Raw genomic sequence first — 21,884 nt, 5'->3', positions numbered from 1 at the left:
TTAACTCATGAGCACCATTACCTGGAATGATTTTGAAAAGATCGATATCAGAGTAGGAACAATTATCAAGGCAGAAGAATTTCCTGAAGCCAGGAAACCTGCGTACCAGCTTACGATAGATTTTGGGGAACTAGGAACCAGGAAATCCTCGGCACAGATCACCAATCATTATAACGTACAAAGCTTAGTGGGACAGCAAGTCATTGCTGTTACCAACTTTCCGCCGAAGAAGATCGCTTCATTTACAAGTGAGTGCCTTGTGCTGGGTATTTATGATGAAAATGGCAGCGTTGTATTGCTGCAGCCACAAAAACAAGTTTCCAATGGTTTAAAAATAGGCTGATGGACACATTTACCGGATATTATTCCTCTCCTTTGGGATGGCTTCAAATTCAAAGCACTTCCAACCATATTACTTCTGTCCTGTTTAGTGATCAGAAGCATGAGTTGCCAGATCAAAAGGAAGTAATCCAAAGTGAATCCCCTGAGTTGATCAGGCAATGTTCGCAGCAATTGGATGAATATTTTGCAGGTAAACGAAAAATATTTGATCTGCCCCTACAGCAGGAAGGAACGGCTTTTCAACAGAAAGTGTGGGAACTTTTGTACCAGATCCCCTTTGGCAAAACGGTCAGCTACCAGGACCTGGCCAAACAATATGGAGATGTAAAAGCAATAAGAGCAGTTGCCGCCGCCAATGGTAAAAATTGTATCGCCATCATCATACCCTGCCACCGGGTGATCGGCTCCAACCGGAGTCTGACCGGATATGCCGGAGGCCTTTGGCGGAAAAAATACCTGCTTGAACTTGAAGCGAAGTATTACTCAGGTGTTCAAATGTTGGATCAGGGGTGGTGAGTCGTCAAATCATTACTGGTAAAGGCGAATGGCAATAGATGGCTGGCACTTTCAATTACATAAACCACTCCTTCCCAGCCTCCAAGAATGATCTGAATGGGATGATGAAAGCGGTTTTCATATTCCTGGATCGTCTGCCTGCATAGCCCGCAAGGAGAAATGGGGCGATCGCTTTCTGCATCAGGGTTCTGGTTATGATAGCTTACGGCCATTGCATGTACCGGAACCTGAGGAAAGAGAGAGGATATGGAGCCTAAGAGTACACGCTCAGCACAGAGACCTACCGGAAAAGAAGCATTTTCCTGATTGCTGCCTTTCACAATTTCCCCGTTTGCCAGCCGGGCAGCAGCACCTACAAAAAAACTTGAATAAGGTGCATACGCCAAGTTTGTAGCTTCTCTTGCTTTTTCCAACAATAACTTCTGCTCTGCAGGCAATTCTTCAATGCGATTGTATACTTTATACGAAAACTCGAATTTATGCTCTTTCATCTCCTCCCTCCTTTTTACACCCGATGACAACCGGGGTTATATTCAAAAGTCGACCATTCCGTTTCTAAAGCATTCTATTTAACGATCTTGAACAAACGATTCCAGCGCGGACCTTTGTCCCAGCTAAACCAGATCATCCAAGCCTTACCCACTACTCTATCTTCAGGCACAAATCCCCAGAAGCGAGAATCCTGTGAACCATGGCGGTTATCACCCATCATCCAGTAATAATTCATTTTGAAAGTATATGAATTCACTTCTTTTCCATTTAAATAGAACTTGCCGTCACGCATGGTAAAGTCATTTCCTTCATAGGTGCGAATGGCTCTTTCGTAAATAGAATAATTATCAGGCTTTAGTTGTAAGGTAGCACCTTTTTTAGGTATCCAAATCGGTCCGTAATTATCGATGCTCCAACCATGCTGGATCACGAAATCAGCAAATGAAGGATCATAATATGCAGTATCGATCAATCTCGCTTCCATAGACTTCACCCAGGGACTTTTCTTCATTTTCTCAACAGCCTCATTGGTCAGCGACATTAAATAAAGATTATTGGCACCCACCTGGAATTGATCGGGATTGGTAATATCTACGTTATACTCTTCCTTCATTACTTCTTCATCCAGCATCTGCCCATTCGTTTGAACTACGTAGGGCATTACCGAAAATGGCGGCGGTACCTGGGCTACACTATTAATCAATACCTGTCCCTTCCTGATTGATAATGTATCGCCGGAAACTGCAACACATCTCTTAATGTAGTTATCAGATTTATCAGCAGGATGAATAGCCAAGGGATATTCCTCAGGATGAGACAATACATATTGACGACCCCTTGCGGCATCACCTTCTCCTACTTCTTTGATGAATTGGTAATAAGGCCGGAATGATTGGAAATCAGGACGATTGATCACAGTATCGCCAGCAGGAAAGTTAAACACTACTACATCACCTCTCTTCACAGGAGCAGCAAACCAGCGGATATATGGGATTTTGACCAATTCGGAATAAGACTTGGCACTGCTTCCGGGAATGTAGTTATGAACAAAAGGAATTGATAACGGTGTATTCGGAATCCGGGGGCCATAGCTGAACTTACTCACAAACAAAAAGTCGTTGATCAGTAAGGTCTTTTCCATTGAACCAGAAGGAATGGTATAAGCCTCAAAAACGAATGTACGGATGAGTGTAGCGGCCACAATTGCAAAAATGGCAGCATCCACCCACTCGCGCCAAGCCGGTTTTCGGTAGTGCTTTACGCCTTCGGTACCAATATATCGAACCATTTTGGAGGTTCCCAGGTAAGGAAAATAAAATGGAGCAAATAAAGCAGCCAATGTATGATCAATAAAAGAAAAACGACCAAAGACCTTTACAAACTCAATGAAAATACCAGGTGTAATAAACCAGCCAACCACAGGGATAAACTGCCAGAACACCCAGTGTGTAGGCCTTCTTGCAAGCTCCTGCATGACCCAGGTATTGTAAAAAGGGACATATGCCTTCCACTGAGCAACACCAGCCTTTTGAAACATCTTAGCAATTCCAAACGAAGGAAGAAAAACGAGCAGAAACGAAATCAAGTAAACAGTCAGAATATGCGAAAACGGCATGAATTAGTTTTTAAAAGCGGTCAAATTTATTATAATAAACATGTAGTCCAACAGTAAACAACAAAAGTTTTTGCTAAAGTATAGCATCCTTACGCTCTATTTACCTTCATTTTACAATTTTTCCTATATATTCTTTATTATCACATTACCAAATTGGTTAATTCGCTAATTAATTAATTTCACGGCGGATGCAATCGTTCACTATTCGAGATATAGAAAACCTGACCGGTATCAAAGCTCATACATGGCGTATCTGGGAGCAGCGATTTCCTATTTTCCATGCAAAACGTAAGGAAAGCTTACACCGTGTTTATGATAATGAAGATCTGAAGCAGTTGTTGCGAATTGCTTTTTTATATCACAATGGCTGGAAGGTTTCCAAAATTGCACAATTGAACGCCCAGGCAATTTTGGAAGAAGTGAGCAAGGCAGAACCCGAAGAAAGCAATTACAAGCAATACGTGTTGCAACTAATTGAAGCTGCTATTGACTTTAATGAAAAAGCTTTCACTAGCCTATTAGAAGAGTTTATTGAGAGGATGGGATTTGAAAAGTGCATCACTGATCTTTGTTATCCTTACCTGCAAAGAGTGGGTTTACTATGGGTTACCAACAGGGTTATCCCGGCACAGGAGCATTTTTCCAGTTATATCATTCAAAATAAAATCATTGCAGAAACGGAAAAGCTGAACAAGCCTCCGCAATCACCAGAACTGCTCTTGTTTTCTCCCCAAGGAGAATTTCATGAGCTTCCACTTCTCTATATCAATTACCTGCTGCGCAAAAACGGCTGGGGTGTTGTTTACCTAGGCATAAATGCAAAGCGGGACATCTTACAGCAGTTTACCAGCAATCCCAACCTGCAGTACCTATTTCTGCACCAGATCACCAATTTTACACACTATGATGCAGATGATTATTTGGAAATCCTGATCAAAACATTTCCTGGTAAAAATATCGTTGTCACCGGCACTATTGTGATGAACGTGCACAGGCCCTTCACCAATCTCATACTCCTCAAATCAGATCAGGAAATCATTGATTTCATTACTCACCACTCGTGACCATTTATTAAATACAACTTAATTTCCAAATGCATAATCTTCCAGATAAGCATACCCACCCGTAAGCTTTCCATTCTGAACAATTGTGGCCCTTTCAATAATTGGTGAACCGCCAACCAGTAAATCTGGCAAGACATGTTTAATCAATTGTTCCCCAAAATAGCGGGAGGCATCCCTGGGCAATTCATTTGGCAAATTGCCTACCGCCATCAAATCAATGGAACCGGTTAAATAAGGAGCCGTTTTCGTCAAAGTAAGACGGTCTACCCCATATACCGGATCTTCTATGGACTGGTCGCCCAGGTTGATTGGCACAGACCCATTTTTGTCATCTGTGATATCGGCGATCACCTGTATCCGGAAGCCAGGTTTGGAAACAGCTTCCATTTGAAACAACTGGGGTATGCCGGGCTCCCAATAAACACCATTCATCAGTATGTCTGTTTGCGCTGTATAGATTGGAAACAAACTGCTGTATTGTTCTGGAAAGAGATGAAAATGCTCGCGGTTGTAAGAACCGTCTTTTGTATGCTGGTAGAGGTCACTTCCTTTCAGTTGCACATAAACCGGATAGGAAAATTCACGATCCAGGTATTCATCCTTTTCCACTTCAATAATCCCCATCAGGTTCATGATCTCCAGAATACCATGCGCCACCCTGCCGGAGCCGGTAACGGCAATTTTTACGTTAGGAATTTTCAGTCCAAAATAAGTATGGATCAACTCCTGGAAACTTTTTTGCTGGTAGACCCTTTCCAGGTGAAAAGTTCCCGTGCGGTTTCCGTAGGCCATCATGCCATTGTGAGCACCTACCACACCGGCAAAGAAACCAAAGCCAATGATCCGCTGTCCATCTTCATGCTCCAAGCATTCATAATCGATCAGCGTGATCCCTTTTTGCACAATAGCCCGCATTAAATGTTGGTTGTGGGGCTGTTTCTTTTTTGTATGAGAAAAAAACAGATAGATCTTTTGAGGAACAAGGTCCTGAACAGGAACTTCTTTTATGCCCAAGAGGATATCGCAATTGCTGATGCCTTCAACGATATCTACTCCTGCCCTTTTGTATTCGTTTTCGGTAAAGCAGCGATTGGGAGAACGTTGAGCCACAATTTTCAATTCCGGATAATGCTTCATGAGCCATTTACATTGGACGGGCGTTAAGGCTACACGGTTGTCGGCGGGAATTTTGCCTTCTCTAATTAATCCGATTGTTTTCATGTATGAATGGTTGAGGGTGGCTATGAAGCAACTTGAGCAAGCTGCAGATAGTTGTTCCTTAAAGATAAAACCTTTAACAGTTCAGATGAGATAATAGGGCCGGTTTTAACGAGGAAAGTATTTACTTTCGGATTAGGAATATGATCTATGAAACTGTTACAATCCATATTGAGGATATTGAAGAAGGTATTCCTTCCAAAGAAAAGCTGCTGTCGGTAAGGGTTTAGGATTTTTAGAAAAAAAATTGTGGTGGTTAGCACAACAATTAGGAGGAAAGTTGTAATATTGCACCCTCTTTGAAACACGGATGTACGAAAAGCACTACCAGCTAGTATATCCAGAGTGCAGAAGCCCAGGTGGCGGAATTGGTAGACGCAGCAGACTCAAAATCTGCCGCCTTCACGGGTGTGCTGGTTCGATTCCAGTCCTGGGCACAACAACAAAAATAGAGCCTTATAAGTCAATAACTTATGAGGCTTTATTTTTTCAGGAGACGCCACAGGGGACGTCTTATGTAAGCAACCAGGAAGGAACTTCAAGTTCTATCCATTTTGTTTTTTTGATCAAGCCCTTTTTTAGAGTTGTGTACCTAATCCGTCTTGAGCTTCCTTTCATTCTATAAATTAATCGACCCCTATCTACTTCAACCAAGAGTGCAACAATCCCAGGATTTAGAAGATACACCTCTTTCCAATTGACCATGCCAATGTGTAAACTCTCATTGATAGTTGCAAGATTTTATACCACTGCATGGAAAAACCTAACTGCTTGCAAGGGTGCGGCTGCAAATGGGATGATTCGGCTATGAGCGGCCCCAAATAGTAATTATATTTAGCGACGATTTAAATTGTGTTGTATCGACCACCCGCCTCTTAATAATTATTTAGGGTTAAACCCAACTCACTCAAAAACCTATTGAATTTTCCATGCAACTACCGACGCATCAACCTCATTTCAATATGGTTTTATAAATATCTGAACCAATGAATTTGGCTTGCTTCCCCAAATGACGTTGAATTCTTATATTTTCGTTCCACTTAACCATTCTTTCACTTCTGGCAAATGAACCAACTTTTAGTTGTCCGGCATTAGTGGCCACAGCCAAGTGAGATATAAATGCATCTTCTGTTTCACCCGATCTGGCAGAGATTACGGGAAGCCAACCCACCTCCTGCGTCAAACGTATGGCTTCAATTGTTTCGGTGACCGTTCCTATTTGGTTCAGTTTGATTAATACTGAGTTCGCCAATTTTTGTTCAATACCCCACTCGATACGCTTTATATTGGTCGTGAACAAGTCATCACCGATAATTTGGATTTTAGTACCCATCTCGGCTTCAAAACGTTTCCAATTATTAATATCAGTATCAGCAAATGGATCTTCAATAGAGATTATCGGATATTTTTCACACCATGATTTAATTAGTTTGTAAAACTCGTTGGGAGTATAAGACATTTTATCTAGCGGTAAATTATAATTATTACCATCATAAAGATCACTTGCAGCTATATCCAATGAAATTGCCACATCCTTTCCAGCTACATATCCTGCCTTATTTATAGCTTCCAATAAAATCTCAAAAGGTTCTTCATTTGTTTTGTAGTCTGGCCACCATCCTCCTTCGTCTGCAATACCTACACACTTTCCATATGCCTTCATTACTTTGCCTGCGGCATGATAAATATTATGGGTTATTTCGAGAGTCTCTTCATAACTTTTGGCACCAATTGCGATTACCAAAAAATCTTGAATGTCATTAACCCAATCGGCATGGGCCCCTCCTCCAAGAATTTGAATCTCATTGAGCGGAATTAAATTTCCTTTATCCTCTCCCAAATAAGCGTACAAAGGAACTCCTTTTGTATTGGCTCCAGCTTTGGACACCGCCATAGATACACCAAGAATGGCGTTAGCCCCCAAGCGGGACTTATTGGGAGTGCCATCCAACGCTATCATTTTCCTGTCGATTTGGCTTTGATCAAATACTGATTCACCAATGAGCAAGGACGCGATTTCCGTTTTAATATGCGTCAAGGCATTGAAAACAGATTTTCCCCTAAACTTGGCCTTATCGTTGTCTCGCAATTCAAGCGCTTCAAATTGTCCGGTAGATGCTCCTGATGGAACTAAACCATAACCCGTTATACCATTTTCGAGGGTAACTTCCACTTCAACAGTTGGATTTCCCCTCGAATCAAATATTTGATAAGCATCAACTTGCTTTATTTTCATAGTTATCTTTTAATGTTGTTAATAGTTTGATATGGTTTCTATCCAGTGGGTAATCAAAACATCAAAGTCAAATCTGCCATTGCGCAATTGTTGATAAACAAAATCCCTCACTATCTGCTGTTGTTTCGTATTTAAATATTCAACAGGTGATTTGCCATCAACTCTAGCCAACATAAGTAGTAATAGTAAGCGAACTAACCTGTATTCAAAACTTTCGTCAATAACATTGCCCGAATTTGACATATAACTCTTCAAGGCAACCCTTGCCAATTCCATAAATTCATTTGCCTTCCCAGGTATATATAAAGACTTTAAAAAAAAGTGATTTAAAAAGAAAGCTATATCGAATAACGGATCTCCGTACCAAGCTACTTCACTGTCAAGTAAAACAAATCGTTTTGGGCCGATCAATATGTTCTTAGGGCTAAAGTCTCCATGCACAAGGCACTTCTTTGTTGATGCCAATTGCATTGCCTCATCATAAAAATAGGAACTTAAGTCTGGGTGAAGCTTACCCGTTTTGATCAAATAAGGCTCAATGCGCAGTTCGTTAAAATTAACCAGTGTATCAAAATCCTTCTCAGCAATTGGGTCTCCATTCGACTTATTATGTATGATGCCCAAATTTTTACCTGCAGTATCGGCATATTCCAAATTAATTTGCTTGTTTAGCAACAGATCCTTCCAGTTGGTCAATCCGTTGTCAAGCATTTCCATACAAAAAAAATGATGCTCGTCATCGCTGTATAGGATTTTTGGCACCGCACTGGGCAAAAAATCGGCAACATATTTTATGTATTTCTGTTCAATCTTATTCCGATTTACATCTGCATACCAATCGTCTTTTACCTTAAGTCTTGCCAATGCTCGCTTGAGCACAAATTTGTTGTCTCCCTCTTTAATTAGCAAAATCTCACAAGACACTCCACCGCTTAAGGCTATTACTTCAACGGAGGAAGAAGTAAGAATTCTTTTTTTGACCAAATAGTCAATCAATTCATTTTGGCCCATTACTACTCAAATAAGGTTTTTCCTTGTTTTTATCTCCAAATCGTAGTAAATACATTCTATTAAAATTTTTTATTGTTAAGTATTTAAGGTTACGAATCCTCCGTCTATTGGATAATTGCTACCAGTTATGAACGAGGCTTCATCACTGCACAGATAAAGTACCAAATTTGCTATTTCCATTGGGGTGCCCATGCGTCCTATGGGCTGGGTCTTTGATAATTTTTCAAACATTTCGGTTTCCTTTCCAGGGTAGTACTCTTTTAAATATCCATCCACAAAAGGAGTATGAACCCTACCTGGCGAAATGCAATTGCAACGAATATTAAAACCAACAAAATCCCTTGCTATGGAATAGGTCATCGTGGTAACAGCTCCTTTACTCATAGAATATGCAAACCGATCGGGTAACCCAACTACTGATGCCGCTGATGCCATATTGATAATTACACCACCTCCAGTCTTCTTCATAAACGGAATACAGCTGTGCACACAGTTGTAAAGCCCTTTTACATTAACATTAATGATTCGGTTAAAATCTTCTTCCGAGGTAGTTAGGGCAGTTCCTATATGGGCTATACCTGCATTGTTAATTAAAATATCGATTCTGCCCTCTTTGTCATAAATGTCTTCAACCACATTTTTTACCTGCTTTTGGTTAGATACATCACATTGCTTAAAGTAGGCCAAATAGCCACTGTCAACAATCTTTTCTGCTGTTCTCACACCATTTTCCACATTTACATCCAACACGTAAACTGTTGCCCCTTGTTTAGACAACGTTTCGGAAATAGCCTTCCCAATTCCATCTCCACCGCCTGTCACCAGGGCAACTTTTTGTTTCAAACTAAACATATATACTTCTTTTAAGATTGACCTAAATATGATATAACCGTCTTGAGTTATTATTATATCTTAATTTCAGATTAAAAAAGCACGCAAACCGGTGTTCCACATTCCAAGACCGATTTAACGCCTGAAGTCGGCAGTCCAGTATTAGCATCCAATTTAATTGATACGATTGTATCAGAATCCTGATTTGCACATACTAACCATTCTCCACTAGGATCAAAATCAAAATCCCTCGGCTCGTTTCCTTCTGTGTCGATCCTGGTTTCAAAAGTTAATGTTCCCGTAAACCTATTTATAGAAAAAACGGCAATGCTATTATGAATTCTATTGGATATATAAAGAGTGTTTTTAGAGGGGTGCATCCTAATTGCAGCGGCTGAAGGAATCCCATCATAATTTTCCGGTAAAGTTGCCTGATCATCTATTAGTGTCAACATTCCCGTTTCTTCATTTCTATTGTAGGTAAGCACATGTGCATTCAGTTCGCAGATCACATATACATGGGTGAACTTTTCTCCAAAAACCAAATGTCTGGGACCATAACCCGACGGCACTGTTATCCCTATTACGTCCGTAAACTCACCAGTAAGGTTCTCAATATCATGTATCCATATTTTATCGCTACCAAGATCACAGACATAGAGCCATTTCCCATCAGATGAAACCTGCGCACAGTGAGCATGACTCTGCTCTTGTCGTTCCTTATTTGGCCCATGACCTTGATATTGATAAACATATTTTGCCGGCGACAGTTTCCCTTCTTTCATATCATGCACTGAAAGCCTACTATCCAAATATGAAACAACAAAAACCATATCTACTACATCATTCACACTCAAATGACAAGTAGCCGCACCATGTGTACTCTGCGATGACAATGGTACTAATGTATCTTTTTGTAAAGCAACAGATAAAACATTGCCAGGGTTATAATATTCATCCGAAGCCACAAGTAATATTTCACTCCCATATTTCGTCAAATAGGTTGCATTTGGCACTTCCTGATATGATTCTTTTTTTTTCAGTTCACCTGTTTTTACATTTAAAGCACATTTGGTTAGGCCCTCTCCAGAAATTCTTGGAAAATAGCCTCCCTTCTTCGAATATGATCCTACATAGAATATCTGTTCCATTATCAACCCAATTTAGGTAATCCTACACCGTTATCTACTAAAAGCGCATGTCCATGTAATTCATTAGCCAATGGAGAGCATAGATACGCAAAGGCGTTCGCGATGGCTTCAGGTGTGTTTCGTGCTCCTAAAGGGGATACCCTGTCAACCCAAGCTCTATAATCAGGAACGTTATCATACAATTCTTTGGATTTTCCTACTGCAACATTACCAGGCGAGACTGCATTTACCCTAATCTTATATTTGGAAAATTCCAAGGCTAAGTTTTTCATAAGCATTTCCAATCCAGCCTTAGATGAGGTATAGGCAGTAATCCCTTCCATGGGAATGCTACTCACAAAACTTGAGGTAAAAATTAAATGCCCATGAATTTGCCGCTCCACCCATTCGTTAGCTATGGCATGTGCAAAGTAAGCCTGACCTAAAAAGTTGAAATTAACCAAATTATAAAAATCAAGTGTAGAGGCTTCCAAAAAAGGTTTAATTCCTGTACCTCCAGCATGTCCTAGACCAACATTTATATCAGGCCATTTCTTAAAAATCAACTTTATGGTTTCACGAACCTCATTCGCATCTGTTACATCCATAGCGAAATAATTCTCATTTGACAATCCTCTGGCTTTTAATATAGGATATGCTTCTTCAATACTGCACTTATCAGTTAAAATGAGTGTTGCATTAGCATCTATCAAAGTTTTAATTACATAATCCGCAATACCACTCAAAGCACCTGTCATTAAAATGGTCTTGTCTTTTAAATCTATTGTTATCATATTTTTATTTTATAGTATCCACTAATGCTTTAATATATCCCATAGCGTATGCCATGCCAACATCCCAGGGAGCTTTGCTTGTAACCTGAGGTGCATGGTCGGGAATAAGGACACCTTCAAATTTGTGCTTTCGTAATATCCTAATTATTTTTCCCATATCTATATCACCGTCATCAATGAATGCCTCTTTATAATGGGGTACCTTTCCTTTGATATTACGGAAATGTATGTATCCAATTTTATTGTTCTTTGCAAAATATTCCAATGCCTCATATATATTAGAATCCTCCATTTCGGCCATGGTTCCTAAACATAGTTCCATTACATGGCTCGAACTTTGGTCAAGTTCCATTACTTCTTTATAATGATCTGGATGATATCCCAATCTTGGTTGCCGCCTTACTTCTTTAAGTGGAGGGTCATCTGGGTGGACTGCTAGTTTTACGCCAGCCTCTTCTGCTACTGGTATCATTTCATTTATAAAGTGCTTGTATCGCTTCATAAGTTCTACGTGAGTTATGGTTTCGATATTTTCGTTAGGAGCATCGGTATCATAAATCATATTCCATATCATCCCGCTTGGAATAGGGACATCTAATGCTTCTGAATAGCCCTCAAGCCCTACAGACAATGCTTCTCCTCTGGCATATGGGCCTATGGTTCTGCCAGCCACTCCAGCCAGCGAAAAGTTATACCCCATAATAGGAATACCTGCTTTACCCATGTTTTTTAGTAATTGTTTGAGATTTGACAACTGCTCATCTCTCTTTGGTCCATCCAGTAAAATGTCATACCAAAAAGCAGGGCTAAAATTCTCAAGGGCTTCAAGTATCAACCCGTGCTTGGCAATATCCCTTTTTAAAGCAATCAGTTCTTCATAGGACCATATTTGGGCTTCTTTAGCTATACCCCAACCTTTATGAACATTTCCTAAAGGTTGATCGTCGGCACCTGTATCGCTTTGATGAAAGTAATCCGTAAGATGGGCAACGATATGAGTAGCTCCCAATTGTTTTGCCATTTTGTAATAGTCATTAGTAAGCATATGACTATATAATCCAAAACCTATTTTCATTATCTATATTTTTTATTCAGTTGTTTCTTTTAATGGAAAAGCAAGCATGACGCAGGGGGTATTCTAGATATAAAAATATGCAGGCATCCATTTTAATCCAAAGTGATTTTAATCAGTTTCTTATCACAATAATCTAGCTATACTTGCTATCTTTTATTGGACAGGTAAATTTGCTGACAGTAAACATTGTTGGCAAAAAAAACGGCAGCCAACAGATGGGTTTGCCGCTATGGCGAAACAATGAATAAATCGTCAACTATTTGCAGGCATCAGCAGCAGTGCACTTGCCGTTAATCTGCCTGCTCACAATGCTGATTCTTTCGCTGTGGTGGCCTTCAAACGTTAGGAATGCTATGATTGACCTGGTTAGCACATTAGCGGTTTTATCTCTAAATCGTGCTATGGGTATCCAGTTAGCAGGAACGCCTGAATACTTCTGCCCGCTTTGCGTTTGTGGCAAGCTCGTTTAAGTGCTGGAGGGCTGTCATCTTGAACCTCCGGCTTTAGTCGTAAGATAAGTGGCTGCTTGTGTCTGCGACTCGGCAAGGCTGACCTTTGGTTTACTAAGCATCTATCGCTCGAGCTCCTCTCTGTCAAAGAATATGGCCTTGCCGTTCGGCTTACTGCACGGGATGGTTCCGGCCATTGTCCTTTTATACATGTAGCTCTTAACAAACCTCGTATAAGCGCAAGCTTCGCTTAACGTAAGCACTTTTTTAGTAAAGTCCATTGTAATTGGAGATGAAAAATTATTGCAAGCATTTTCACACGCGACTGCAGCCGCTTTTGTAGCTGGGTTGCTACCGATTTTTGCGTATCTTATACCCCCCGACACGCCGATTTGTTTTGCAGCGGGGAGCTGGCGACTTCACTGAAAGAAGCAAGCAAAAGTTTATAAAAACTCACAAGAATAAATAATAAGCAAGATGCCTTTTTATAGAGTTTTTACAGTTTTTTCACCCTAATTACACCTTGACAACAATAAGAAAACACTGAAATCCTTATTAGAACAGCATTTCAGCTAAATAGTATTGTACCTGTTCTGGGCACAGACCTTGATATAAGAGGCTGTATCAAAAGTAAAATGAAGGCACTGAGAATCGCGTAAATGAAAATCGATTCCATCACCTACCCGAATAAAAAGAGGCTATATCATACTTTTGATACAGCCTCTTTTTCATTTTCCTCCAAATCCCGCTTCAATGGCTCAATGGCAGCAAATAAACTATTGATCCTTCCGATTCGAACTGCCTCATTTTTCTTGCTATACACCACTCCTTCAGGAAACACTAAATACTGCAACTTCTGCTTCCATTCAAAATCACTGGAAAGCCACAACCCACTGATGTTCTGAGCAATCATCAGGGATCAAGTTAAATACTTGGGGGATGAGGATTAAATGTTGATTTTTGCAGTTCACCAATGAGTGGACATTGGGAAGAACAATACCGGCATTTACTTGCAACCATACTAATAAAAGTCATCTTAAATTATTTTGAACTCGCCACTTCAAAAAAGATGATACAGGACCTTCCCATCAGAGGCAAAAGGTGCTTCATTGTATCAAGCAGCGTAGTGCTCATCTGAAAACAACAAAAACTAACTCCTTCCTTCTACACCATTTTCTAAATCTGCAATACTTCTAAACCCTCCGGTTCCTTTCTATAAACATCCCCCACCTCAAGCCCCACTGCCTCTTCTTTCTGCCACACCACCCTCCAGGCTCCCACCTGCTCCCCACCATTCAACCCACCAGCACACCTCCCTCCAATATTCACCATTGACCATTGCCCATTCACAAACTCCACCATCTCCCTTCTGCCTGTGCTCATCATCCCCCTCACCGCCAGCTGCTTCCTCAGCCACTGCTTATCCCCCTGCATCCTCATATACAACCGGATAGCCGCCTGGTAGACATGCTTCCTCTTCTTCCTGGGTAATGTCTTCCTGAATGTCTCCTTCCTTTCTGGATCCGAGAGGACCCACTGGGCATACACCACTGCCTCCTTAAACAGATCCCTCCTTACTCTCTGCTTTTCACTGGCCACTATGCCACTCATGTCCGGGTACTTGGTGATCACGATCCTTTTCTTCCACTTCTTTTTCTTGTTCCCCCTATAATGCTTCACCACAAAACACTTCCCAATCGTACCCCGGATCATGCCCAACAGCAGTCTAGGTACCTTTTTGCCATCCTTGATCACCACCCTTTCTTTACTATTGATATAGACCTGATTCATATAGCTCATCCATTTATCCCCTAAAGCTACTCCTACCCATCCACAACCAAAAACCTCCTGGCCGTTTTGGCAGCAAATGGCAGGAAATGACCGCTTTTGTCCGCCCCAACTCCAGCTTCCGAGTAGGGATCCTTCGTACCTCAAGTATACCTGAAGCATACCATCAGTATACCTAGAGTAGGACAACAGTATGCCACCTTCGTTCCAAAGCACATTTATTTCCCATCCCCAGACTCCCCCGTCTCTTGATTCGTCCCGTGTCCGTCTCTGGCAGATGCCAATCCCTGGTCTTTCTCATCATCCTACCCCTGATCTTTCGTTCCTCAGCCCTACCTAAGCCCTACTCAATCCATAGCTAAGCCTAGGAAAAGCCTAGAAAACCACTTTTCCCCCACCAATCTCCTAATATCATTCCCCTCACCCAATTTTCAAATTCCCCTTCGTCATCCCCCAGGTATTTAGGTAGATCCCTTAAATCTCATAAGAATTATTCCTATTGAATTCTGCTTCAGGCAAAAGTTCAGTTTATAGATCATTCTAACATCTTTCACTGTGTTGGTTTGAAGAAGCATGAGACATGAAATATAACATACATATGAAACCATCACCAAACTATTTGCCATAATAATCCAGCAACGCCAGCACATAAGCTCCTGCACCATAACCCACCATTGGAATAGCGCCGCGGAAATAACAATCTTTAAGTCTATAAATTTCAGGAATCGTGTTATAATTAGCTTTTGACAACTTTGTAACTTTATCAATCAAAGCTTTTGATACCGTTTTATTGCCAAAATATTTTTGTGCAACAGCAACACGAAGGTCTGCAAAAGGCCATTCCTGATTTTCATAGGTATCATTGCTGAAAATGCGTATGTATCCAATATCATCCTTTACCTTCAACACACTGTCATAAGCCTGCATATGTGTTTCAAATAATTTTTTGTTAGTGATAAGCCCGTTTGCAAATAATTCAAATGTACCTGCATCATAAAAATAATGGTCGGTGGCTAATTGGTCATTGGCATTGCCTTTTATCAGGCGGTTATCATACAATGTGTGTTGCACAATGCCATTATAAAGTCGTTCTGCAGCATCAGAATATTTTTGCCAATTGTATCCAAGCTTTTTTTGCCATAAAGCAAAGCGTTTTAACCCTTCGGCACATACTCCCGAAGTAAAGGTGTATTGCCTTCCTGGCAAATGATGTTCCCAAGGGCCAGAATCTCTTCGTATCAATCCATTGGTATCTATATTGTGAACAATTGCATCTGCTACTTTTGTTGCTAATACATGTTCCCATCTTTTATAGAATTCCACATCGTTACTATTTTTCATATACTCATCCAATGCAAAAAGAAAAAGTCCAAAGTCATCAATTTCAATATTGGGGCCATCTTCATTAAAATCACATTCTTCTTTGCCATTGCCAAAATAACGTGTTGCCGAGATTTGATAATCCACACCAATGCCGTAATCCTTTCCATCACGGAAAATATAGTGCACGAAACGCCCAGAGGGCTGTGCTTTCAGCATAAACTCCAATCCTTTTTTTGCTTCTTCATGCATGCCAAGTTTTGCCATAGCAGCAATAGCAAATGAACCATCCCTCACCCATGCTATACACCATGCACCCGGACGCAAAGAAGCAATTACTTGTCCATGTGAGTAAGGAAATATTTCCTGTTCTGCCACCTGCGACATTTTTAAAAATGAAACTGACTGTTGTAAAAGATTTTTTTCATCAGCAGTTGCATTGGCTGGTATATGGCAACGTGCAAACACCAATTGCAAATATTGTATTTCTTCTGTCAACAACGATGCATTATTTTGTAATAGCCTTGCCCTCTCTTTTTCTAAAACAGTAGCATCAATATGCAAGCCATTGGTGAACCCAAATAGAAAATATTTTTCTGCAATACCATTTTTAATAATAGTGCATTCATTTAATTGTACCTGCGCTTTTCCTTCATCGTATTTAAAAGAAATATTTTTAACAATTGAAGGAACTCCTTTCACCACTGCATAAAATATTTTTTCGCCAGTTGTAAAAGATGCAAAATAATTTACAGTAAAATTTTTGTACTTCACTTCAATGACATGCGTATTGGCAACATATTTTACAGACACAGGTTGCTGAGATTGCTTTAATTCAACATTGTACAAAAAAGGTTCAACAAATTTTGCAGAATCATAATCGCTGAAAATGTGAGGATATACTGCTTCCACTCTATTCGTTTCTTTATTATATACTGCAGAAATTAATCCATTGGAAGTAGTTAATTGAAAATAAGATTGCTTTTTAAGCGCTAATTCCTTTTTCTCTTTCTCATAGGTTTCTTTTGTCATCAAAGCCAGTCTTCCCTTGTAAATACCACCAATGGCCGGTGCCGTGTACATGCGAATAGCCATGGTATTATTTTCTTTTACAATTCCTGCAGGAATTGAATATTGCCTTTCCACATCCCATGCAGTTTCCACTTTTGGAGGCAATTTGCCGCTTTTTCCTACCAGCTTTCCATTGACAAATGTTTCATCGGCTGCATCAATGGTTCCCGCAAATAAAACAAGTTCTTTGCCAGTCATATGTTTGGGCACATTGAAGTGCACCCTGTACCAGCAAAGGCCTTCACGCCCTTTGGCAGAAGAAGGTACCACTACTTGTTGCCAATTTCTATCGTTGTAATATTCATTTTTATATTCGGGATTATCGCCCATCGTAAAGCGCCACTTAGTATCAAATAAAATAACCTGAGCGAAGGCGTTAATGGTAAGAAAAATGAAAAGTAGTACACAATAAAACGGCTTCATATTCTTTCTGTTTATACAATAATATGGTCTGTCGACCAAGTGCCAGCTCTATATCACTATGGTTGCTATGGAATGAGGCAAGCTCTCTGTTTTAGCGGCTTTTCCTTTTATCCATAAGTAATATGGAATTTTATCATTAGATAAGTTTAGTACCACTACTACTAATTGTTCTGATTCATTGATAAACGCCGTTGTTTGCAACACGTCTCGGCTTGAGGATGATATAATTCTTTTTGCACCGGGACGAATGAATTTTGAAAAATGACCTAAGTAGTGGTAAGCATTTGTATAAATCAACTCACCTGTTTTTGTATTGGCATGAACAGGTGCAAAACAAAAGTTACCTACATGGTTTGGGCCACCTGTTTCATCAAGCAGTACATTCCAATCTGTCCAGCCTGATGCACCACTGTTTAAATCATTTATCACAGAACGGCCATATTTTTCACCCAAAGCCCAATCATTAGTTTTTTCTATATTAAATTTTTCTATACAACCTTCAGTAAAAATCAAATTTTTGCCGGGAAATGCTTCTGCTACTCTTTTCACATTGTCAAATTGCATGCCTGCACCTGTCCAGGTTTCATACCAGTGATAACCGATACCCCACACGTATTGGGAAGCATCGGGGTCGTTTAAAACCGTAGAAGCTCTTTGATACATGAGGTCTCTGTTGTGATCCCATGCAATTAATTTTTTTTTGCTTAATCCTTCTTTCTGCAATGTAGGCCCTAAGTATTTTTTTATGAAGTCACGTTCTTCTTCTCCTGTGTAAAGGCACGATTCCCATGTTTGTGTAGCCATAGGTTCATTTTGCACAGTGAGTCCCCATACCGGAATACCTGATTTTTCATAAGCCCTGATAAATTTCACATAATAGTTTGCCCATGACTGATAATATTCAGGTTTCAATTTTCCACCACGCAGCATATTGTTGTTATCTTTCATCCAGGCTGGCGGGCTCCATGGACTGATGAACAGTTTTAGCGTTCCACCTGCTGCAGCAATTGCCTGTTTTATAAATGGAATTTTGTATTGTTGGTCATGCATTATGCTAAATGTTTTTAGCTCTTTATCATTATCTTTTACATATGTATAACTACCGCTGGAAAAATCGCAACTGTTCATATTAGTTCTTGCTAAAGTGTAGCCTATACCCGCATTAGGATCGTAGTATGCTTTCAATAATTCTTGTTGCTTGTCTTTAGGCAATTTTGCAAATGTCTCAGCTGATGCGTCTGTTAAGGCGCCACCCATTCCTATAAAAGTTTGGAAACGGTGTGTAGGGTCAACAAATATACTAATGTCGGTTTCCTTAGGTTGCACAAAGTCTGTAAATTGAAGTGTTTCGGTAACTGATAAATGAAAATTTGTGTTATTCGCTGTCATGTACACGGTGGCCTTTTTGTTGTGGAGTTGAAATGAGCTTTCTGCCTGTGTGTTTTGCTCATTTGTTTGTGCAAGCATGATGTTGGTTGTCAAACCCATCATCAATGTAAATAAAAAATGTTTCATAATATTACGTTTTGTGGTTGCACACAAAGACGGATAAAATTCATTTTTTTAAATACGGTAATATCGCCTGTTTCCAGATGGCATATCCTTTTGCATTCATGTGCAATTCGTCTTGCAAGAAAATATCGCTTCTTATGCTTCCGTTTTTATTAAGCATTTTATGATACACATCAACAAAGCTGGTATTTTTTTGAGTCTTTAAGTATTTCTGTATCATTATATTGGCCTGCGCGGCCTTTGTCATTAAATGTTTCCTGCTTGGGCTTGGTTTTATAGAAACATATACAATGGATATGGAGGGAAGTTGCTTGCGTATTTTTTGAAATAGAAGTTTGAATCTCTGCAATACCTCGTTCGCTGTAATTGTATCCGAATTAGCCAAATCATTATCTCCACAATATATCACGACTTGTTTGGGATGATAAGGAAACACAATATCATTTAAATAACCTGTCACATCGGGCAATGTGGAGCCACCAAAGCTCCTGTTGATAATGGTATAGCCGGGAAAGTAGTCCTGTACATCATGCCACATAGCAAAAGATGAACTACCAATAAACACAATGGCTTTTTGCACAGGCGGATTGAATCTATCACTCTCTTTGAATTTTTGAATATCATTCCAGAAAGGTTTTTCTTGTGAGAAAAGATCCGTGACACTCAAAAAAGCAATAAACAGTATGATGATATTTTTTATCATATTGTTGTGAGTATAAAACTTCTATTCAAATTCCCTTTAAGCTCCAAATCATGCTCATTATCTGCTGCCCATCAATTCAAAATCACCTTCCAAGCGTATATCCTTTGATGAGCTACCTATCATCAGCTTAAATGTACCGGGCTCGCAATCCCATAGTAATCTGGCATTGTAAAACGATAACTTTTCTTTGTCAATAGTAAATTCAATGGTCTTTGTTTCGCCTGGATGCAAGTATACTTTTTTAAAATCTTTCAATTCTTTTACAGGACGCACGAGACTTGCAACATAATCTCGCAGGTATAATTGGGCTACTTCTTCACCAGCAAATTTGCCTGTGTTGGTAAGCAAAAGACTAACTTTAATACTTCCGTTTTTATTCATTACCGTATCGCTCAGTTTCAAATTTTCGTATTTGAATTGGGTATAACTAAGGCCGTAACCAAAATGATAACGTGGACTATTGGGCGTATCGATATAACCAGAACGATAAAATGTAATGTCTTCATTTTGCGCCGGTCGGCCTGTATTCAAGTAATTATAGTACAGCGGAATTTGTCCTTCAAACCGTGGAAAGGTAATTGGCAATTTACCCGAAGGGTTATAATCGCCATACAACACGTTGGCCATAGCATTGCCTGCCTGGCTTCCCAACCACCATGTGTACAAAATAGCATTGGCATTATCAGCCGTCCAATTGAATATTAACGGCCTACCTGCCATTATTAATACAATTAAAGGCTTTCCTGTGGCTTGTATTGCCTTAACCAGTTCTTCCTGAACGCCCGGCAAATGAATGTTAGCACGGCTTTTGGCCTCACCGCTCATATCATGCGCTTCGCCAATGGCCATTATTATCACCTCTGCTTTTTGTGCGGTTGCTACTGCTTCGGTAAATTGAGCGCGGCTGGTGTCAGTAATGTCACAACCTTTGGAGTATAATAGTTGCGTGGTATTGCCTACTTTATGCTGCATACCATCGTATAATGATACAAGATTATCTTCTTTGCCCCAATCGAGTGCCCAAAAGCCTTTCATATCGGCATTTGACTTTGCCATCGGTCCAATGAGTGCAATGGTTTTATATTCTTTGTTAAGCGGCAGCAATTGATTTTCGTTTTTGAGCAACACCATACTTTTCTCCGCCATTCTTAATGCTGCCGCCTGGTGTTCGGGTGTGTTAAGTGTTGCAGCTTCCCGTTTTTCATCGCAATAACGGAACGGGTCATCAAAAAGCCCCATTTTAAATTTCAGTGTGAGTATTCTTTTAACGGCTTCGTCTATTACAGATTCCGGAACTTTTTTATCTTTTACCAATTGTACCAAATTGTTAATGTAACTGCGGCTTTCCATATCCATATCGCTACCGGCTTTAACAGCGGCTTCGGCAGCCTCATAGTTATCTTTTACATAACCGTGCTGTATCATTTCGCCTATAGAGCCCCAGTCGCTCACCACAAAGCCTTTGAAATTCCATTTGCCTTTAAGAATATCTCGTTGTAAATAAGTACTGGCGCTGGCCGGCACACCATTCAGGTCATTGAACGAATTCATAAATGTAGCTACACCTGCATCAGCAGCAGCTTTGAATGGAGGAAGATAAGTTTCCCACAACATGCGGCCGCTTATATCAACAGAGTTATAATCGCGTCCTCCAATGGCGGCGCCATATGCTGCAAAGTGTTTAGCACATGCCATTACTGCATCAGTAGAGCCAAAGCCTTTGCCCTGAAAACCTTTCACACGAGCCTTTGCAATGAGCGAACCTAAATAAGGGTCTTCGCCTGCTCCTTCCATAACCCGTCCCCAACGCGGGTCGCGGCAAATATCTACCATTGGTGCAAATGTCCAGTGCAGGCCTGCCGCTGCAGCTTCTTTACCTGCAATACGTGCAGAGAGTTCTATTGCATCCAAATCCCAACTGGCAGCTTCGGCAAGCGGTATAGGAAAGGTAACGCGGTAGCCATGTATCACATCATGTGCAAAAAGCAAAGGTATTTTAAGACGTGTTTGCATAGCGGCTTCCTGCAACTGGCGTGTTTGTTTTACGCCGCGAATATTGAGCACTGAACCTAACCTGCCTGCTCTTATTTCTTTTAACAAATCTGGTGATGCCATCTTTGGCCCTGTTAGTTCTTCGGTACTGGAGTACTGGTTCATCTGTCCCACTTTTTCTTCTAGATTCATTTTGCTCATCAGCGCATTTACTTTTTCTTCAATGCTCTTTTGTTGGGCAAAGCTGTTTGCACATAATATCAAACTACATACTATAATTATAATTTGTTTTATCATGGTTG

General features: G+C 40.3%; 19 protein-coding genes and 1 tRNA gene. 4 read left to right on the top strand and 16 right to left on the bottom strand.

Features of this window, described 5'->3' with window-relative positions; translation table 11 throughout:
- The first annotated feature begins 7 nt into the window (after positions 1–7).
- Both OCK74_RS20510 and OCK74_RS20505 read left to right on the top strand, forming a co-directional pair.
- Positions 8–343, top strand: coding sequence for a tRNA-binding protein (locus OCK74_RS20510; protein ID WP_279298957.1), 336 nt, complete (start codon positions 8–10; stop codon positions 341–343).
- A complete protein-coding gene (locus tag OCK74_RS20505; protein WP_279298956.1) occupies positions 343–858 on the top strand; it encodes a methylated-DNA--[protein]-cysteine S-methyltransferase in 516 nt (171 codons plus the stop codon). Before OCK74_RS20510 ends, OCK74_RS20505 begins: the two co-directional genes overlap by 1 nt.
- Here the strand turns inward: OCK74_RS20505 and OCK74_RS20500 are convergent.
- Together OCK74_RS20500 and lepB are read right to left on the bottom strand one after the other, a co-directional pair.
- Positions 846–1,349 (bottom strand): cytidine deaminase, encoded by a 504-nt coding sequence (locus tag OCK74_RS20500; protein ID WP_279298955.1) that lies wholly within the window; start codon positions 1,347–1,349, stop codon positions 846–848. The genes OCK74_RS20505 and OCK74_RS20500 overlap by 13 nt on opposite strands.
- A 74-nt stretch (positions 1,350–1,423) precedes the next feature.
- On the bottom strand, positions 1,424–2,965 hold the full coding sequence (gene lepB, locus OCK74_RS20495) for a signal peptidase I (protein WP_279298954.1): 1,542 nt from the start codon (positions 2,963–2,965) through the stop codon (positions 1,424–1,426).
- Between the two features lie 188 nt (positions 2,966–3,153).
- Between lepB and OCK74_RS20490 the strand changes: the two genes are divergently transcribed.
- Positions 3,154–4,029 (top strand): MerR family transcriptional regulator, encoded by an 876-nt coding sequence (locus OCK74_RS20490; RefSeq protein WP_279298953.1) that lies wholly within the window; start codon positions 3,154–3,156, stop codon positions 4,027–4,029.
- A gap of 18 nt (positions 4,030–4,047) precedes the next feature.
- On the opposite strand, the gene OCK74_RS20485 is transcribed toward OCK74_RS20490, so the two are convergent.
- Positions 4,048–5,250 (bottom strand): NAD(P)-dependent oxidoreductase, encoded by a 1,203-nt coding sequence (locus tag OCK74_RS20485; RefSeq protein WP_279298952.1) that lies wholly within the window; start codon positions 5,248–5,250, stop codon positions 4,048–4,050.
- A 350-nt stretch (positions 5,251–5,600) separates the two neighbouring features.
- On the opposite strand from OCK74_RS20485, the gene OCK74_RS20480 reads away from it, so the two are divergent.
- Positions 5,601–5,684 (top strand) — tRNA-Leu (locus tag OCK74_RS20480).
- Between the two features lie 515 nt (positions 5,685–6,199).
- Here OCK74_RS20480 and eno read toward each other — a convergent pair.
- The 13 genes from eno to bglX form a co-directional block, all read right to left on the bottom strand.
- A complete protein-coding gene (gene eno, locus OCK74_RS20475) occupies positions 6,200–7,483 on the bottom strand; it encodes a phosphopyruvate hydratase (protein WP_279298951.1) in 1,284 nt (427 codons plus the stop codon).
- Positions 7,484–7,501: 18 nt separating this feature from the next.
- A complete protein-coding gene (locus OCK74_RS20470; protein WP_279298950.1) occupies positions 7,502–8,494 on the bottom strand; it encodes a phosphotransferase family protein in 993 nt (330 codons plus the stop codon).
- 75 nt (positions 8,495–8,569) lie between these two features.
- The gene (locus OCK74_RS20465; RefSeq protein ID WP_279298949.1) at positions 8,570–9,346 is read right to left on the bottom strand and encodes an SDR family NAD(P)-dependent oxidoreductase; all 777 of its coding nucleotides are present in this window, start codon (positions 9,344–9,346) and stop codon (positions 8,570–8,572) included.
- Between the two features lie 71 nt (positions 9,347–9,417).
- Positions 9,418–10,476: a lactonase family protein gene (locus OCK74_RS20460; RefSeq protein ID WP_279298948.1), complete on the bottom strand. Its 1,059-nt coding sequence runs from the start codon at positions 10,474–10,476 to the stop codon at positions 9,418–9,420.
- Between the two features lie 2 nt (positions 10,477–10,478).
- On the bottom strand, positions 10,479–11,249 hold the full coding sequence (locus OCK74_RS20455) for an SDR family NAD(P)-dependent oxidoreductase (RefSeq protein ID WP_279298947.1): 771 nt from the start codon (positions 11,247–11,249) through the stop codon (positions 10,479–10,481).
- Between the two features lie 4 nt (positions 11,250–11,253).
- The gene (locus tag OCK74_RS20450; RefSeq protein ID WP_279298946.1) at positions 11,254–12,324 is read right to left on the bottom strand and encodes a mannonate dehydratase; all 1,071 of its coding nucleotides are present in this window, start codon (positions 12,322–12,324) and stop codon (positions 11,254–11,256) included.
- 256 nt (positions 12,325–12,580) lie between these two features.
- Positions 12,581–12,784: a hypothetical protein gene (locus OCK74_RS20445; RefSeq protein ID WP_279298945.1), complete on the bottom strand. Its 204-nt coding sequence runs from the start codon at positions 12,782–12,784 to the stop codon at positions 12,581–12,583.
- Between the two features lie 692 nt (positions 12,785–13,476).
- Entirely contained in the window at positions 13,477–13,686 is a 210-nt protein-coding gene (locus OCK74_RS20440; protein WP_279298944.1) for a hypothetical protein, read from the bottom strand.
- Positions 13,687–13,949: 263 nt separating this feature from the next.
- Positions 13,950–14,708 (bottom strand): hypothetical protein, encoded by a 759-nt coding sequence (locus tag OCK74_RS20435; RefSeq protein WP_279298943.1) that lies wholly within the window; start codon positions 14,706–14,708, stop codon positions 13,950–13,952.
- A gap of 468 nt (positions 14,709–15,176) precedes the next feature.
- Positions 15,177–17,375, bottom strand: coding sequence for a glycoside hydrolase family 15 protein (locus OCK74_RS20430; protein ID WP_279298942.1), 2,199 nt, complete (start codon positions 17,373–17,375; stop codon positions 15,177–15,179).
- Positions 17,376–17,423: 48 nt separating this feature from the next.
- A complete protein-coding gene (locus OCK74_RS20425; protein WP_279298941.1) occupies positions 17,424–18,890 on the bottom strand; it encodes a glycoside hydrolase family 30 protein in 1,467 nt (488 codons plus the stop codon).
- Positions 18,891–18,930: 40 nt separating this feature from the next.
- Positions 18,931–19,590, bottom strand: a complete 660-nt coding sequence (locus OCK74_RS20420; RefSeq protein WP_279298940.1) for a GDSL-type esterase/lipase family protein — start codon at positions 19,588–19,590, stop codon at positions 18,931–18,933.
- 57 nt (positions 19,591–19,647) lie between these two features.
- Complete coding sequence (bglX, locus tag OCK74_RS20415) at positions 19,648–21,879, bottom strand: beta-glucosidase BglX (RefSeq protein WP_279298939.1); 2,232 nt, start codon at positions 21,877–21,879, stop codon at positions 19,648–19,650.
- Between the last annotated feature and the right edge of the window lie 5 nt (positions 21,880–21,884).

Origin of the sequence: Paraflavisolibacter caeni (assembly GCF_025628885.1) — a bacterium.
GTDB classification, from domain to species: domain Bacteria; phylum Bacteroidota; class Bacteroidia; order Chitinophagales; family Chitinophagaceae; genus Flavisolibacter; species Flavisolibacter caeni.
The sequence above is the reverse complement of the archived record's forward strand: the minus strand, read 5'-3'. Positions and strand labels throughout refer to the sequence as shown.

Coding starts and splice junctions, on each gene's coding strand:
- OCK74_RS20450 (WP_279298946.1), bottom strand. CDS start 12,324: ATGAAAATAGGTTTTGGATTATATAGTCATATGCTTACTAATGACTAT.
- OCK74_RS20425 (WP_279298941.1), bottom strand. CDS start 18,890: ATGAAACATTTTTTATTTACATTGATGATGGGTTTGACAACCAACATC.
- OCK74_RS20505 (WP_279298956.1), top strand. CDS start 343: ATGGACACATTTACCGGATATTATTCCTCTCCTTTGGGATGGCTTCAA.
- OCK74_RS20440 (WP_279298944.1), bottom strand. CDS start 13,686: ATGATTGCTCAGAACATCAGTGGGTTGTGGCTTTCCAGTGATTTTGAA.
- OCK74_RS20465 (WP_279298949.1), bottom strand. CDS start 9,346: ATGTTTAGTTTGAAACAAAAAGTTGCCCTGGTGACAGGCGGTGGAGAT.
- OCK74_RS20510 (WP_279298957.1), top strand. CDS start 8: ATGAGCACCATTACCTGGAATGATTTTGAAAAGATCGATATCAGAGTA.
- OCK74_RS20500 (WP_279298955.1), bottom strand. CDS start 1,349: ATGAAAGAGCATAAATTCGAGTTTTCGTATAAAGTATACAATCGCATT.
- lepB (WP_279298954.1), bottom strand. CDS start 2,965: ATGCCGTTTTCGCATATTCTGACTGTTTACTTGATTTCGTTTCTGCTC.
- OCK74_RS20420 (WP_279298940.1), bottom strand. CDS start 19,590: ATGATAAAAAATATCATCATACTGTTTATTGCTTTTTTGAGTGTCACG.
- OCK74_RS20430 (WP_279298942.1), bottom strand. CDS start 17,375: ATGAAGCCGTTTTATTGTGTACTACTTTTCATTTTTCTTACCATTAAC.
- OCK74_RS20485 (WP_279298952.1), bottom strand. CDS start 5,250: ATGAAAACAATCGGATTAATTAGAGAAGGCAAAATTCCCGCCGACAAC.
- eno (WP_279298951.1), bottom strand. CDS start 7,483: ATGAAAATAAAGCAAGTTGATGCTTATCAAATATTTGATTCGAGGGGA.
- OCK74_RS20490 (WP_279298953.1), top strand. CDS start 3,154: ATGCAATCGTTCACTATTCGAGATATAGAAAACCTGACCGGTATCAAA.
- OCK74_RS20455 (WP_279298947.1), bottom strand. CDS start 11,249: ATGATAACAATAGATTTAAAAGACAAGACCATTTTAATGACAGGTGCT.
- OCK74_RS20470 (WP_279298950.1), bottom strand. CDS start 8,494: ATGGGCCAAAATGAATTGATTGACTATTTGGTCAAAAAAAGAATTCTT.
- bglX (WP_279298939.1), bottom strand. CDS start 21,879: ATGATAAAACAAATTATAATTATAGTATGTAGTTTGATATTATGTGCA.
- OCK74_RS20460 (WP_279298948.1), bottom strand. CDS start 10,476: ATGGAACAGATATTCTATGTAGGATCATATTCGAAGAAGGGAGGCTAT.